Genomic DNA, 13,945 nt, shown 5'->3' on the forward strand with positions numbered 1-13,945 from the left:
GCCGCGCCGGAACATGTATAATCCGCGCAACGAGAACAAGGAGCCAGACAAGCCCATGAACGCAGAATCATCCAGCCGAGTGCAAAACGTTGACCACCAGGAAATCGCCAAGTTCGAGGCCGTCGCCTCCCGCTGGTGGGATCTGGAAGGCGAGTTCAAACCGCTGCACCGCATCAACCCGCTGCGCCTGAACTACATCATGCAGCGCGCCGGCGGCATTTTTGACAAGCAGGTGCTCGACGTGGGCTGCGGCGGCGGCATTCTGGCGGAAAGCATGGCGCGCGAAGGCGCCAAGGTCACCGGCTTGGACATGGGCGCGGAGCCGCTGCAGGTCGCCCGTCTGCACGCGCTGGAAAGCGGCATGGACGTCACCTATGTGCAGGAGACGGTGGAAAGCCACGCTCAGGCCAACCCGCAACGCTACGACGTGGTCACCTGCATGGAGATGCTGGAGCACGTGCCGGATCCGGCCTCGGTGGTGCGCGCCTGCGCCCAGCTGGTGAAACCGGGCGGCCACGTGTTCTTCTCCACCATCAACCGCAACACTAAAGCCTGGCTGATGGCGGTGATCGGCGCGGAGTACGTACTGAAGATGGTGCCGCAGGGCACCCACGATCATAAGAAGTTCATTCGCCCTTCCGAACTGATCGGCTGGGTCGACGGCACGCCGCTGCGCGAAAAGCACATGATCGGCCTGCATTACAACCCGATCACCGATCATTTCAAGCTTGGACGCAACGTTGACGTGAACTACATGGTGCACACCCAGCACGAAGGCTAAGCGCTGTAAACCGCGCCGGCCCTGCATTACCGGTGGGCGGCGCCGTTGGCGTATTCGGAAAAATACCTAATTTCCGCGATTTCGCTCAAAATACCCGTTGTAAACAGTTTTTTAGAATATTAAATCAGATCAATATGCCGTTTTTTTCTAACGTTTAATAAAGCGCCAAACGATCGATTTTTTCAGTTTTTCAGTAAAATCTGATCGCGCTTATTGACAAGCTTGTCGCGCCAGTCACGGCGCGCACTGCGAACGGCAAGTTACATTTCACCCCCAAGTTATCCACAAATTAGGCCGGTTTTGTTCACTTGCAAACGCCGTTTTTTCTCACTATCTTGTTACCTCACCGACATACAACCCCTATATATAGTGTTTACATACTGAGCAGAGCGACTACACTTCTGCTTAGGGGCACCATACGGACAGGTAAAACACCACATGAACCAAAGTCTGCTTGTAACTAAACGCGATGGCCGTAAAGAGCGCATCAATCTCGACAAAATCCACCGGGTCATCGATTGGGCCGCAGAGGGATTACACAACGTCTCGGTTTCTCAAGTAGAGTTGCGTTCACACATTCAGTTTTATGACGGCATCAAAACCGCCGACATTCACGAAACCATCATCAAAGCCGCAGCCGATCTGATCTCCCGCGATGCGCCGGACTATCAGTACCTGGCCGCTCGCCTGGCGATCTTCCACCTGCGTAAAAAGGCTTATGGCCAGTTCGAGCCGCCGAAGCTGCACGCTCACGTGACGCGCATGGTCGAGATGGGCAAATACGATAAGCATCTGCTGGAAGACTACAGCGCTGAAGAGTTCGAGCAGATGGATTCCTTTATCGATCACTGGCGCGACATGAACTTCTCTTATGCCGCCGTCAAGCAGCTGGAAGGCAAGTATCTGGTGCAGAACCGCGTCAGCGGCGAGATCTACGAAAGCGCCCAGTTCCTGTACATGCTGGTGTCCGCGTGCCTGTTCTCCAACTACCCGCGTGAAACCCGTCTGGACTACGTCAAACGTTTCTACGACGCGATTTCCACCTTCAAGATTTCGCTGCCTACGCCGATCATGTCCGGCGTGCGCACCCCAACCCGCCAGTTCAGCTCCTGCGTGCTGATCGAGTGCGGCGACAGCCTGGATTCCATCAACGCCACCTCCAGCGCCATTGTGAAATACGTTTCGCAGCGCGCCGGCATCGGCATCAACGCCGGCCGCATCCGCGCGCTGGGCAGCCCGATCCGCGGCGGTGAAGCCTTCCATACCGGCTGTATTCCGTTCTACAAACACTTCCAGACCGCCGTCAAATCCTGCTCGCAGGGCGGCGTGCGCGGTGGCGCGGCAACGCTGTTCTACCCGATGTGGCACCTGGAAGTGGAAAGCCTGCTGGTGTTGAAAAACAACCGTGGCGTTGAAGGCAACCGCGTGCGTCACATGGACTACGGCGTGCAGCTGAACCGCCTGATGTACCAGCGTCTGATCAAGGGCGAAGACATCACCCTGTTCAGCCCGTCCGACGTGCCGGGGCTGTATGACGCGTTCTTCGCCGATCAGGACGAATTCGAACGCCTGTATACCCAGTACGAGAAAGACGACAGCATTCGCCAGAAGCGCGTGAAAGCGGTTGAGCTGTTCTCGCTGATGATGCAAGAGCGCGCCTCTACCGGCCGCATCTACATCCAGAACGTCGACCATTGCAACACCCACAGCCCGTTCGATCCGCAGATCGCGCCGGTGCGTCAGTCCAACCTGTGCCTGGAAATCGCCCTGCCGACCAAGCCGCTGGAAGACGTCAACGACGAAAACGGCGAGATCGCGCTGTGCACCCTGTCCGCCTTCAACCTGGGCGCGATCGACAGCCTGGACGATCTGGAAGAGCTGGCGACCCTGGCGGTGCGCTCGCTCGACGCCCTGCTGGATTACCAGGATTATCCGATCAAGGCCGCGCACCGTGGCGCGATGGGCCGCCGCACCCTGGGCATCGGCGTTATCAACTTCGCCTATTACCTGGCGAAGAACGGCGTGCGCTACTCCGACGGCAGCGCCAACAACCTGACGCACAAAACGTTCGAAGCCATTCAGTACTACCTGCTGAAAGCCTCCAACCGCCTGGCTCAGGAACAAGGCGCTTGCCCGTGGTTCAAAGAGACCACTTATTCACAGGGTATCCTGCCGATCGACACCTACAAGAAAGACCTGGATGCGGTCTGCAGCGAGCCGCTGCACTACGACTGGGAAACCCTGCGTAAAGAGATCCAGGAAACCGGCCTGCGCAACTCGACCCTGTCTGCGCTGATGCCGTCGGAAACCTCTTCGCAGATTTCCAACGCCACCAACGGCATCGAGCCGCCGCGCGGCCACATCAGCATCAAGGCGTCGAAAGACGGCATCCTGCGCCAGGTGGTGCCGGAGTATGAGCGTCTGAAAGACAACTACGAGCTGCTGTGGGAAATGCCAAGCAACGACGGCTATCTGCAGTTGGTGGGGCTGATGCAGAAATTCATCGACCAGTCGATTTCGGCCAACACCAATTACGATCCGACCCGCTTCCCGGGCGGCAAGGTGCCGATGAAGCAGCTGTTGAAAGACCTGCTCACCACCTACAAGTTCGGCGTGAAAACGCTGTACTACCAAAACACCCGCGACGGTGCGGAAGACGCCCAGGAAGATTTGCAGCCTGCCAAGGCCGGCGATGACGACTGCGAAAGCGGCGCCTGCAAGATCTAAAGTTTGACCTAGCGGGCCGGAATTTTCCGGCCCCTTCATTTAGCCACGTTACGATGGATTCAGGCTTATGGCTTACACCACTTTTTCTCAGACCAAAAACGACCAGCTGCAAGAGCCGATGTTCTTCGGCCAGTCGGTAAACGTTGCGCGTTTCGACCAGCAAAAGCATGAAATCTTCGAAAAGCTGATCGAAAAACAGCTCTCCTTCTTCTGGCGCCCGGAAGAAGTTGACGTCTCCCGCGATCGCATCGATTACCAGGCGCTGCCGGAGCACGAGAAGCATATCTTCATCAGCAACCTGAAGTATCAGACGCTGCTGGATTCCATCCAGGGCCGCAGCCCGAACGTCGCTCTGCTGCCGCTGATCTCGATCCCTGAGCTGGAAACCTGGGTGGAAACCTGGTCGTTCTCCGAGACCATCCACTCCCGTTCCTACACTCACATTATCCGCAACATCGTCAACGATCCGGCGCTGGTGTTCGACGACATCGTCACCAACGAAGAGATCAAGAAGCGCGCGAAAGACATCTCCGGCTACTACGACGATCTGATCGAGATGACCAGCTACTATCACCTGCTGGGTGAAGGCACCCACCAGGTGAACGGTAAAACCGTCACCGTCAATCTGCGCGCGCTGAAGAAACAGCTGTACCTGTGCCTGATGAGCGTGAACGCGCTGGAAGCGATCCGCTTCTACGTCAGCTTCGCCTGCTCCTTCGCGTTCGCCGAGCGCGAACTGATGGAAGGCAACGCCAAAATCATCAAGCTGATCGCCCGCGACGAAGCGCTGCACCTGACCGGCACCCAGCACATGCTGAACCTGATGCGTTCCGGCGCCGACGATCCGGAAATGGCGGAGATCGCCGAGGAATGCCAACAGCAGTGCTACGATCTGTTCGTGCTGGCTGCCCAGCAGGAAAAAGAGTGGGCGGAATACCTGTTCCGCGACGGCTCGATGATCGGCCTGAACAAAGACATCCTGTGCCAGTATGTGGAGTACATCACCAATATCCGCATGCAGGCGGTCGGCCTCGGTCTGCCGTTCGAAACCCGCTCCAACCCGATCCCGTGGATCAACGCCTGGCTGGTGTCCGACAACGTGCAGGTGGCGCCGCAGGAAGTGGAAGTGAGCTCCTACCTGGTTGGCCAGATCGACTCGGAGATCAACGCCGACGACCTGAGCGACTTCGAACTGTAAGCGATGGCGACGCCAATCGTAACGCTGCGCGCCGCTGGCACACAGCTCTCCTGCCCCAACAGTGAAAGCTGCCTGCTCGACGTGCTGGAACTGCACGACGTGCAGGTGGAGTACCAATGCCGCTCCGGCTATTGCGGCGCCTGCCGCCTGAAGCTGGTGAAAGGCGAAGTGGCCTACCGCCAACAGCCGCTGGCGTTTATCAACGCCGGCGAGATCCTGCCCTGCTGCTGTATGCCGCTGACGGATATCGAGCTGGAAATGTAAAGTCGGGTGCCGGAAACCGCACCTGGAGACCAGAAGGCGGGGTTGCCCCCGCCCTATGATTACCGCTTCACCTCACACGCCAACCTGATCAGGATAGTGATATTTTCCTGGTAGATTTTCAGCTCGCACAGCGAGTCTCTTATCATCCAGATAAATAAAAAAACCGTAATACATACAACGGTTAGCGAGTGAAACACATGCCTTAAGCGCATGCTTGCCTCCTTGCTGTGAAGGGGCTACCATACCGGTGTCTAGGCGGTATGTGCAGCCCCATTCTGATTGAGAGTCAGTCTGGGGCTTTCATCTATCCGCCTTGTCACACAATGCCCAAGACGAACAGTCTCAAGCACCCGCCAAAAGAGTAACAGCATTCCCTCGCCGCGAATATCCCCTATAACATTATGATTAATCAGGGATATATAACTATCCTCAAAGTATTCCGCTTAGCGCCCCTTTCCTGCCGATGCGGAAAAATAACGCGCCGGAGAATCGCCAAAGGCTTTGCGAAACATGGCGATAAAATTACTCGGCGAGGCATATCCCAGCGTTTCCGCGATCTGCAGCACGGTTTCGCCGCGCAGGCACTCAGGAACTACGGTACAGAACTGCAAACGCGGGGCGCGGCGGCGATACGCCTTTCACGCCTGGCGTCCGAACGGCTGCAGCAAAACCGTGACGCCGGCAACTCGGCGCCATGACCGTCACTCGATAATTTCCACCACCTCCAGCCAGGCGTTTTTACCGCACGCCTGGCCCCCATTCAGCCAGCGGCGCAGCATATCCAGCGCCAGCATCGCCACCGACTCCTGACGCAGCCGCAGGCCGTGGCGCGACGCACGATAACGCACGGTCTGGCCAATGCCGCCGCGCGGTGTGTGCAGCGCAATGCTCACCTGCTCGTCGCACATGGCGCTGACCGCCAACGCCAACGGCGCGCCGGTCAATTCCGCCAGCGAGCGGGCGCGCGCCAGCGTCGTTTCCAGCGTTTCGATACAGTGCGCCGGCAGCAGCTCTCCCCCTGCCAGCGGCGCCCCTTCGCTCTGCAGCTGCAGATTGATCAACCCGCCGCTGAACTGTTCGCTCAACGCCAGCTTCAGCCCTTGCTGATTCAGACGCTGCGTCAGCGTCGCCGGCAACCCGATAGTGCCTTCAAAAATGCAGTTGTCCCCCGCCACCTCACGCACACGCCGCCAGGCCAGTTCCATTTCCGCACGCCGGCTTTCCGGCCCGGTCAGCTTCAGCTCGATGATCGGGCTGGAGGAACGGTAACCCAGCACCACATCCGGCGGCAGCGGCATACCGTCCAGCTCGGCGGCCAGATCGCTCTCGGAGGTGCCGAAGGTGGTCAGGCGCAGGCAGAGCGGCGGCGTCGGCAAGGTGAAGCGCTGGCGCAGACGCGGCACGATCTGCTGTTCGACCATGACTTTGAATTCCGACGGCACGCCGGGGGTGAAGAACATCTGACATCGGTTCAGCTGCAGCGCGAACCCGCAGGCGGTGCCCACCGGGTTATCCAGCATTTCCGCGTTGGCCGGGATCTGCGCCTGCTTGCGGTTGGAAGGGGCCATCGGCCGCCCGCGCTCGGCGAAATAAGCTTCCATGCGCGCCAGCCAGTCGGCCCGTTCAACCAGCTCTACGCCGCAGGCTTTGGCGGCGGCCAGCGCGCTGAGATCGTCGCTGGTCGGCCCCAGGCCGCCGTTGACGATCAGCACATCGGCGATATGGCTTCGTTCCTGCAGGATCTCGATCAACGCAGAGAGGCTGTCCCCGACCGTTTCCCGCCCGCTCATCGGCACTCCCTGCCGGAACAGGTAGTCCGCCAGCCAGGCGGCGTTGGTATCAATAATTTGCCCGTGCAGCACCTCATCGCCGGTGCTGAGCATCTCCACCCTTAACATTGATCTCTCCCACATTTTTTGGTCATTCCACTATAGAAGCCCGTAAATAACTTTTCACTAGCCGCCTGCGGATAATTTCAGCCATGGGCCCGTTCCTCATGTGGCATGCAGCTCGCCGCAATGTAAACATTACTGTACATCATGCGTAACGTCGGTTTGACACAAATTAGGGCTTCCACTATCCTGCCATCCTCATAAATCGTTACCTATAATTTTCAAAATCTTTCGGCTGGTAGAGAAAAAACGTGAAGAATCGCACTCTTGGCAGTGTTTTTATCGTGGCGGGCACCACCATTGGCGCCGGGATGCTGGCGATGCCGCTGGCGGCGGCCGGCGTCGGCTTCGGCGTCACGCTGGCCTTACTGGTCGGGCTGTGGCTGTTGATGTGTTACACCGCGCTGCTGCTGGTAGAGGTTTACCAGCATGAGCAGGCGGATACCGGTCTGGGCACCCTCGCCAAACGTTATCTCGGCGGCGGCGGCCAGTGGCTGACCAGCTTTAGCATGATGTTCCTGATGTACGCCCTCACCGCCGCCTACATCAGCGGCGCCGGCGAACTGCTCGCCACCAGCATCAGCCAGTGGACGTCGCAGGACTTCCCGGTGTCGCTCGGCGTTCTGCTGTTCACCCTGGTGGCCGGCGGCGTGGTATGCATCGGCACCCACTCGGTCGATTTGTTCAACCGCATCCTGTTCAGCGCCAAAGTGGTATTTCTGGTGGTGATGCTCGGCCTGATGTTGCCGAATATCCATCAAACCAACCTGATGACGCTGCCGCTGGAGCAAGGCCTGGCGCTGTCGGCTATTCCGGTGATCTTCACCTCATTTGGCTTCCACGGCAGCGTGCCGAGCATCGTCAACTATATGGGCGGCAACATTCGCAAACTGCGCTGGGTGTTTATCATCGGCAGCGCTATCCCGCTGATGGCCTACATCTTCTGGCAGCTGGCAACGCTGGGCAGCATCAGCTCCGACACCTTCGTCGGCATTCTGGCGCAGCAGGCCGGGCTGAACGGTTTGTTGCAGGCGGTGCGCGACGCGGTGGCTTCGCCGCACGTTGAACTGGCGGTGCACCTGTTCGCCGATCTGGCGCTGGCGACCTCGTTCCTCGGCGTCGCGCTCGGGCTGTTCGATTTCCTTGCCGACCTGTTCAAGCGGCAAGACAACGTGCGTGGCCGCCTGCAAACCGGTGCCATCACCTTCCTGCCGCCGCTGGCCTTTGCACTGTTTTATCCTCGCGGCTTCGTGCTGGCGTTGGGATTCGCCGCCATCGCTCTGTCGGTGCTGGCCCTGCTGTTGCCTTCACTGCTGGTGTGGAAAACGCGCCAAAAACATCAGGCACAGTATCGCGTCTGGGGCGGTACGCCGGCGCTGGCGTTGGTGTTTGTCTGCGGGGTGACGGTGATCGCCATTCAACTGGGCATCGCCAGCGGCATGCTGCCGGCGGTGGGGTAAACCAGGCAGAAAAGATAAAGGGGCCTGAAGGCCCCTTTTTCACAGCGTCAGAAGCTCAGACCCACGCCGACGTAAGGGCCATCGGCCAGCGTGTTGTCGCGACGCCCGTCTTTGCCTTCCATTTGCATGTAACGGTAGCCCACGTCCACGCTCAGCGGACGGAACTTCCAGCGCAGGCCGCCGCTGGCTTCGTTATAGGCTTTCACGCCGCTGGTGAAGGATTCAGGGGCAAAGTACCCTTCGCCGTGCAGGCTGAAGTAACGGTTGATCTCCCACTCCAGGCCGCCGCCCAGCGCCACCGCCCCGCCGCTCTTCCCATCTTTCGGGCTGAGGTACAGCGCTTTGGCACCCACGGTCGCCGTCAACGGCCCCAGCGGCACGCCGAAGTTCAGCCCCAGGCTGCCGACGTTACCGTCGTGGTCGCTGCGCGCCCAGTTGCCGGTCAGGCCCAGACCAGAAGAGCCGGTGCTCATGCCAACGCCCAGGTTGGTGTAGTGCTGCCCGGCTTCGCCCGACACGCTGATGGCGTTCGCCGCGCCGGTCACCAACAGCAATCCTGCCGCGCACGCGACCCAAGTCTTTTTCATCATCTTTCCCTCTGGTTTGTCATCCGTACCGAATGATCGAATCAACGCATAATAATAACGTCACGAGTCTATACCAAAGCGCAATGAGTATTTAAGGGATAAAAGCGAAAAAATTCTTCAATAATCAAATAAATGTAAATATTTGCAAACAAGATTCTATATTCGTCAAGGCAATGCCAACGATAACCGAGACCTATTTGCCGCCGCTCGGCAATAGAGCTACAACTAGTAGTGGCTTTGACCAAGGTCAGGGGAAGAAGCCCCGCCAAAGGACTATGCTGATGAACGCTTAAACCGCCCGAGTCTTTACTTAACTGCACTACGATAAGGAGCAAGTGATGAGCAAGAAAGGACTGACCACCGCAGCCGGCGCCCCGGTTGTCGATAACAATAACGTGATCACCGCAGGCAAACGCGGCCCGATGCTGTTGCAGGACGTGTGGTTCCTGGAAAAATTGGCCCACTTCGACCGTGAAGTCATTCCCGAGCGCCGCATGCACGCCAAGGGATCCGGCGCTTACGGCACCTTTACCGTCACCCACGACATCACCCGCTACACCCGCGCCAAGATCTTCTCCGAGGTCGGCAAACAGACCGACATGTTCATCCGCTTCTCCACCGTCGCCGGTGAACGCGGCGCCGCCGACGCCGAACGCGACATTCGCGGCTTCGCCATGAAGTTCTATACCGAAGAAGGCAACTGGGATTTGGTGGGTAACGATACGCCGGTGTTCTACCTGCGCGATCCGCTGAAATTCCCCGATCTCAACCACGTGGTGAAACGCGATCCGCATACCAACCTGCGCAACCCGGTCTACAAATGGGACTTTTTCTCCCACCTGCCGGAATCGCTGCACCAGCTGACCATCGACTTCAGCGATCGCGGCATTCCGAAGTCCTATCGCCACATGCACGGCTTCGGCAGCCACACCTTCAGCTTTATCAATGCCGCCAACGAGCGTTTCTGGGTGAAATTCCACTTCCGCTGCCAGCAAGGCATTGAAAACCTGATGGATGAAGAAGCGGAAGCGATCATCGCCAAGGATCGCGAAAGCTCACAGCGCGATCTGTTCGACGCGATCAAACGCGGCGACTTCCCGCGCTGGAAGCTGCAAATTCAGATCATGCCGGAACACGAAGCCTCGCAGACGCCATACAACCCGTTCGATCTGACCAAGGTGTGGCCGCACGGCGACTATCCGCTGATCGACGTCGGCTATTTCGAGCTGAACCGCAACCCCGACAACTACTTCTCCGAGGTTGAGCAGGTGGCGATGAACCCCGCCAACGTGGTGCCGGGCATCAGTTTCTCGCCGGATAAAATGCTGCAGGGCCGTCTGTTCTCCTATGGCGATGCGCACCGCTATCGCCTGGGCGTCAACCACCACCAGATCCCGGTGAACGGCGCCAAATGCCCGTTCCACAACTACCATCGCGACGGCGCGATGCGCGTGGACGGCAACAGCGGCAACGGCGCCACCTACGAACCAAACAGCTTCGGCCTGTTCCAGGAGCAGCCGGACTTCAGCGAGCCGCCGCTGAGCATTGAGGGCGCGGCCGACCACTGGAATCATCGTGAAGACGACGATTACTACAGCCAGCCGCGCGCGCTGTTCAACCTGCTGAGCGCCGAAGAGCACCAGCGCATGTTCACCCGCATCGCCGGCGAACTATCGCAGGTGCCGGAGCAAATCCAGCGCCGTCAGATCGAGCTGTTCACCAAGGTGCACCCGGACTACGGCGCCGGCGTCGCCAAGGCGCTGGGGCTGAAATAACCCCCTGCCGTCATCCACTCAGCCGCCCTTTCGGGCGGCTTTTTTATGCCTGAGAGAGGCGCTGCGCCACCCATTGCTGCAACTGGCGGCGCGAAATCTTGATGCCGCCGTTTTTCAGCTCGTCAGGCAGCGGGAGCAGCGCCGCCGGGCGTTGGAAATTGGCCAGCTTGTCCTGCGACCAGGCGAGCAACGCCGCCAGCGACAGCGACGGATCGCCGTCGATTACCGCCACCGGCCGCTGGCCGAACTCGACGTCCGCCGCCGGCACCACAAACGCCTGCGAGATCTGCGGGTGCGCCGCCAACACGCGTTCGATATCCTCCGGCTGCACCCCTTCGCCGCCGCTGAAAAACAGGTTGTCCAGCCGGCCCAAAATGCGCAGTTCCCCCTCGGCCATCGCGCCGCGATCGCGGGTCGCGAACCAGCCCTGTGCATCCGCCAGCGGCTGCAGCTGGCCATGACACCAGTAGCCGAGCGCCAGGCTGTCGGCGCGGATCCAGACCTCTTCGTCCACCAGTTTTACCTCGCGGCCGCTGAGCGGCAGGCCGACGCCCGGCCGCGCATCGGCGCGCTTGGCGCACACCGTGGAAGCCAGTTCGGTCAGCCCATAGCCGCACCAGCAGTGGATCCCCGCCGCTTCCGCCCGTTCGGTCAGCTCCACCGGGATCATCGCACCGCCGAGCAGCACCTCTTTCAGCGTCATGCCCGTCAGCGGTTGCGCCAGCAGCCGCCAGAGCTGTGTCGGCACCAGCGAGGCGTGCGTGCAGCCTGCCAATGCCTCGGCCAGCGGATGCATCTCGCGCACCGCCAGCCGCGCACCCGCCGCCAGCCAGCGCCAGACGATACCCTGGCCGGAGACGTGAAACAGCGGCAGTGACAGCAGCCAGCAATCCTCGCGCTGAAAATCCATCAGCCGCAACACCCCGGCGGCGCTGGCCAGATGGTTGGCGTAGCTGTGCGCCGCCGCCTTCGGCAGGCCGCTGGAGCCCGAGGTCAGCGTCAGCGTCGCCAGACGTTGCGCATCCCACATCGGCAAGTTCGGCCAGCGCGGCTCGGTCGAGGGCGGCGTCAATCGAATCACCTCTTCCGGCAGCGCCGGCAACGGATCCGGGCCGAAGGCAAAGGTGATGTCCAATTCGGGTAGCAGCTGTGCCAGCAGCGGCGTCGGCAAGGCAGGATTGAGCGGCAACAGGCGCGCGCCGCATTGCAGCAGCGCCAGATAGGCCAACAGCAGCGGGTAGCTGTTTTTACCGCACAGCGCCACGCCGCAGCCCGGCTCCACGCCCTGGTGCTGAAAATCCGCCGCCAGCTCATCCACCTGGCCTTGCAACGCCAGCCAGCTCAGCGGCTGTTCGCCGAGCAGCAACGCCGTCGCCTGCGGCTGAAGGCGCGCCCAGTGTCGCCACGGCCAATCGCTTAACGGCGCCATAGGCACTCCAGCGCCGAAATATCCAGCAGCGGCAATGCGCTGCCCGGCCAAGGCCGCAGCACCTGCGCCTGCATCAGCCCCAGCGTATCCAGCCCCGGCACGGTGTCCGGCGTCAGCCAGCGGGCGATGCGCGCCAGTTGGGTTAATCCCAGGCTGGACTCGATGCTGGAGCTGATCACCGCCGTCAGCCCCGCCGCGTGTGCCTGCGCCACCAGCGCCTGGCAGCGCGCCAGGCTGCCGACCAGCGTCGGCTTGACCACGATGGCCGCCACGCCCGGCTCGGCCTGCACCACAAAGTCCGCCTCGCGCACGCTCTCATCCCAGGCGATGGCGATGCCGGTTGCCCGGGCGAAATCGCGCGATTCATCACGGGTCTTGCAGGGCTCTTCCAAAAAGGCGATGCGATCGCGCCACGCCGGATTGACGTATTTGGCGAAGCCGTCGGCTTTGGCGCGGGTCCAGCTGCGGTTGGCGTCCAGCCGCAGCCGCAGATCCGGCAGCGCCTCCAGCAGCACGTTGACGATCATGCCGTCGCGCACCGCCTCATACAGCCCCACCTTCACCTTGGCGACTTTCTCGCCCGGCAAGGCGTTCAATGTCTCGAACAGCTCATCCGGATCGCCGGTACACAGCGGCGCCTTGCGAAAATCCGCCTGCGTCGGCAAGCGCTGCTCCAGCTCGGCCTGCGCGCAGCTAATCCCAAAAGCCACCGAGGGCAGCGCGCTGTCATCCGGTTCGTTGCCCGCCAACCAGGCCTGCAGCCAGTCCAACGCGGCCTGTTCGGCCTGCGCCAGCGTTTCCCTGCTGAATTCCGGCAGCGGCGCGATCTCGCCCCAGCCTTCACGCTCGCCCTGACGCAGCTGCACCACCCATCCGTCACGCGTTTTCAACCGCTGATTGCGCAGCACCACGCCCGCCTCCATCGGCAGGCTGTAACGGTAAAGCGCCGCGCTGCGGTTTACCCCGTTCATTACGGGTTACGCTTGAATTTGCTGAAGTCCGGCTGACGCTTCTCGTTGAACGCGTTGCGCCCTTCCTGCCCTTCGTCGGTCATGTAGAACAGCATGGTGGCGTTGCCCGCCAGCTCCTGCAAACCGGCCTGGCCGTCGCAGTCAGCGTTCAGCGCCGCCTTCAGGCAGCGCAGCGCCATCGGGCTGTTCTGCAGCATTTCGCGGCACCAGCGCACCGTCTCTTTTTCCAGATCGGCCAGCGGCACCACGGTATTGACCAGCCCCATGTCCAACGCGGCAGCGGCATCGTACTGGCGGCACAGGAACCAGATTTCGCGCGCCTTCTTCTGGCCGACGATGCGTGCCATGTAAGACGCGCCCCAACCGCCGTCGAACGAGCCCACTTTCGGGCCGGTCTGGCCGAAGATGGCGTTATCCGCCGCGATGGTCAGATCGCACATCATGTGCAGCACGTGGCCGCCGCCGATCGAATAACCGGCCACCATCGCCACCACCGGTTTCGGGCAGGTGCGGATCTGGCGCTGGAAGTCCAGCACGTTGAGGTGATGCACGCCGCTGTCGTCGCGATAGCCGCCGTAATCGCCGCGCACTTTCTGATCGCCGCCGGAGCAGAAGGCCTTATCGCCGGCGCCGGTCAGAATAATGACGCCGATGCCGTCGTCGTAACGGGCGTTGGCCAGCGCGTCGATCATCTCTTTAACCGTTTGCGGGCGAAACGCGTTGCGCACCTGCGGCCGGTTAATGGTGATTTTGGCGATGCCGTCGGCGGACTTGTGATACAGAATGTCTTCGAAATCGCCGGTGCAATCCTGCCAGGCGATAGCGGCATACAGCTGTTCTTCATTCGGATAAAGCATGTTC

General features: G+C 60.6%; 13 protein-coding genes. 6 read left to right on the forward strand and 7 right to left on the reverse strand.

Annotated elements, in window-relative coordinates:
* The first annotated feature begins 55 nt into the window (after window positions 1-55).
* The 4 genes from ubiG (at window position 56) to yfaE (ending at window position 4,970) form a co-directional block, all read left to right on the forward strand.
* Window positions 56-781: a bifunctional 2-polyprenyl-6-hydroxyphenol methylase/3-demethylubiquinol 3-O-methyltransferase UbiG gene (gene ubiG / locus ACJ8HH_RS12430; protein ID WP_004935909.1), complete on the forward strand. Its 726-nt coding sequence runs from the start codon at window positions 56-58 to the stop codon at window positions 779-781.
* Window positions 782-1,219: 438 nt separating this feature from the next.
* The gene (nrdA, locus tag ACJ8HH_RS12435) at window positions 1,220-3,508 is read left to right on the forward strand and encodes a class 1a ribonucleoside-diphosphate reductase subunit alpha (RefSeq protein ID WP_033635301.1); all 2,289 of its coding nucleotides are present in this window, start codon (window positions 1,220-1,222) and stop codon (window positions 3,506-3,508) included.
* Between the two features lie 67 nt (window positions 3,509-3,575).
* Window positions 3,576-4,706, forward strand: a complete 1,131-nt coding sequence (gene nrdB, locus ACJ8HH_RS12440; protein WP_019453694.1) for a class Ia ribonucleoside-diphosphate reductase subunit beta — start codon at window positions 3,576-3,578, stop codon at window positions 4,704-4,706.
* 3 nt (window positions 4,707-4,709) lie between these two features.
* Entirely contained in the window at window positions 4,710-4,970 is a 261-nt protein-coding gene (gene yfaE / locus ACJ8HH_RS12445; RefSeq protein WP_033635302.1) for a class I ribonucleotide reductase maintenance protein YfaE, read from the forward strand.
* 59 nt (window positions 4,971-5,029) lie between these two features.
* Here the strand turns inward: yfaE and ACJ8HH_RS12450 are convergent, their stop codons facing one another.
* The 3 genes from ACJ8HH_RS12450 to ACJ8HH_RS12460 form a co-directional block, all read right to left on the reverse strand.
* Window positions 5,030-5,182, reverse strand: a complete 153-nt coding sequence (locus tag ACJ8HH_RS12450) for a Hok/Gef family protein (protein ID WP_021505939.1) — start codon at window positions 5,180-5,182, stop codon at window positions 5,030-5,032.
* 231 nt (window positions 5,183-5,413) lie between these two features.
* Window positions 5,414-5,536, reverse strand: coding sequence for a helix-turn-helix domain-containing protein (locus ACJ8HH_RS12455; protein WP_228657843.1), 123 nt, complete (start codon window positions 5,534-5,536; stop codon window positions 5,414-5,416).
* A 135-nt stretch (window positions 5,537-5,671) separates the two neighbouring features.
* Window positions 5,672-6,868, reverse strand: coding sequence for a nicotinamide mononucleotide deamidase-related protein YfaY (locus tag ACJ8HH_RS12460; RefSeq protein ID WP_048321827.1), 1,197 nt, complete (start codon window positions 6,866-6,868; stop codon window positions 5,672-5,674).
* Between the two features lie 245 nt (window positions 6,869-7,113).
* On the opposite strand from ACJ8HH_RS12460, the gene tyrP reads away from it, so the two are divergent.
* Window positions 7,114-8,322: a tyrosine transporter TyrP gene (tyrP, locus tag ACJ8HH_RS12465; protein WP_015378562.1), complete on the forward strand. Its 1,209-nt coding sequence runs from the start codon at window positions 7,114-7,116 to the stop codon at window positions 8,320-8,322.
* A 47-nt stretch (window positions 8,323-8,369) separates the two neighbouring features.
* Here the strand turns inward: tyrP and ACJ8HH_RS12470 are convergent, their stop codons facing one another.
* A complete protein-coding gene (locus tag ACJ8HH_RS12470; protein WP_016926923.1) occupies window positions 8,370-8,909 on the reverse strand; it encodes a YfaZ family outer membrane protein in 540 nt (179 codons plus the stop codon).
* A gap of 338 nt (window positions 8,910-9,247) precedes the next feature.
* On the opposite strand from ACJ8HH_RS12470, the gene katA reads away from it, so the two are divergent.
* Window positions 9,248-10,684, forward strand: coding sequence for a catalase KatA (gene katA / locus ACJ8HH_RS12475; protein WP_060443031.1), 1,437 nt, complete (start codon window positions 9,248-9,250; stop codon window positions 10,682-10,684).
* 43 nt (window positions 10,685-10,727) lie between these two features.
* On the opposite strand, the gene menE is transcribed toward katA, so the two are convergent.
* The 3 genes from menE to menB are packed head-to-tail and all read right to left on the reverse strand — an operon-like array spanning window position 10,728 to window position 13,941.
* Window positions 10,728-12,113, reverse strand: a complete 1,386-nt coding sequence (menE, locus tag ACJ8HH_RS12480) for an o-succinylbenzoate--CoA ligase (protein ID WP_048321829.1) — start codon at window positions 12,111-12,113, stop codon at window positions 10,728-10,730.
* Window positions 12,101-13,084, reverse strand: coding sequence for an o-succinylbenzoate synthase (gene menC, locus ACJ8HH_RS12485; protein WP_060425871.1), 984 nt, complete (start codon window positions 13,082-13,084; stop codon window positions 12,101-12,103). The genes menE and menC overlap by 13 nt, the downstream gene beginning before the upstream one ends.
* Entirely contained in the window at window positions 13,084-13,941 is an 858-nt protein-coding gene (gene menB, locus ACJ8HH_RS12490; RefSeq protein WP_033635308.1) for a 1,4-dihydroxy-2-naphthoyl-CoA synthase, read from the reverse strand. The genes menC and menB overlap by 1 nt, the downstream gene beginning before the upstream one ends.
* Between the last annotated feature and the right edge of the window lie 4 nt (window positions 13,942-13,945).

Origin of the sequence: Serratia sp. CY32780 (assembly GCF_052169135.1) — a bacterium.
Classification (GTDB): domain Bacteria; phylum Pseudomonadota; class Gammaproteobacteria; order Enterobacterales; family Enterobacteriaceae; genus Serratia; species Serratia sarumanii.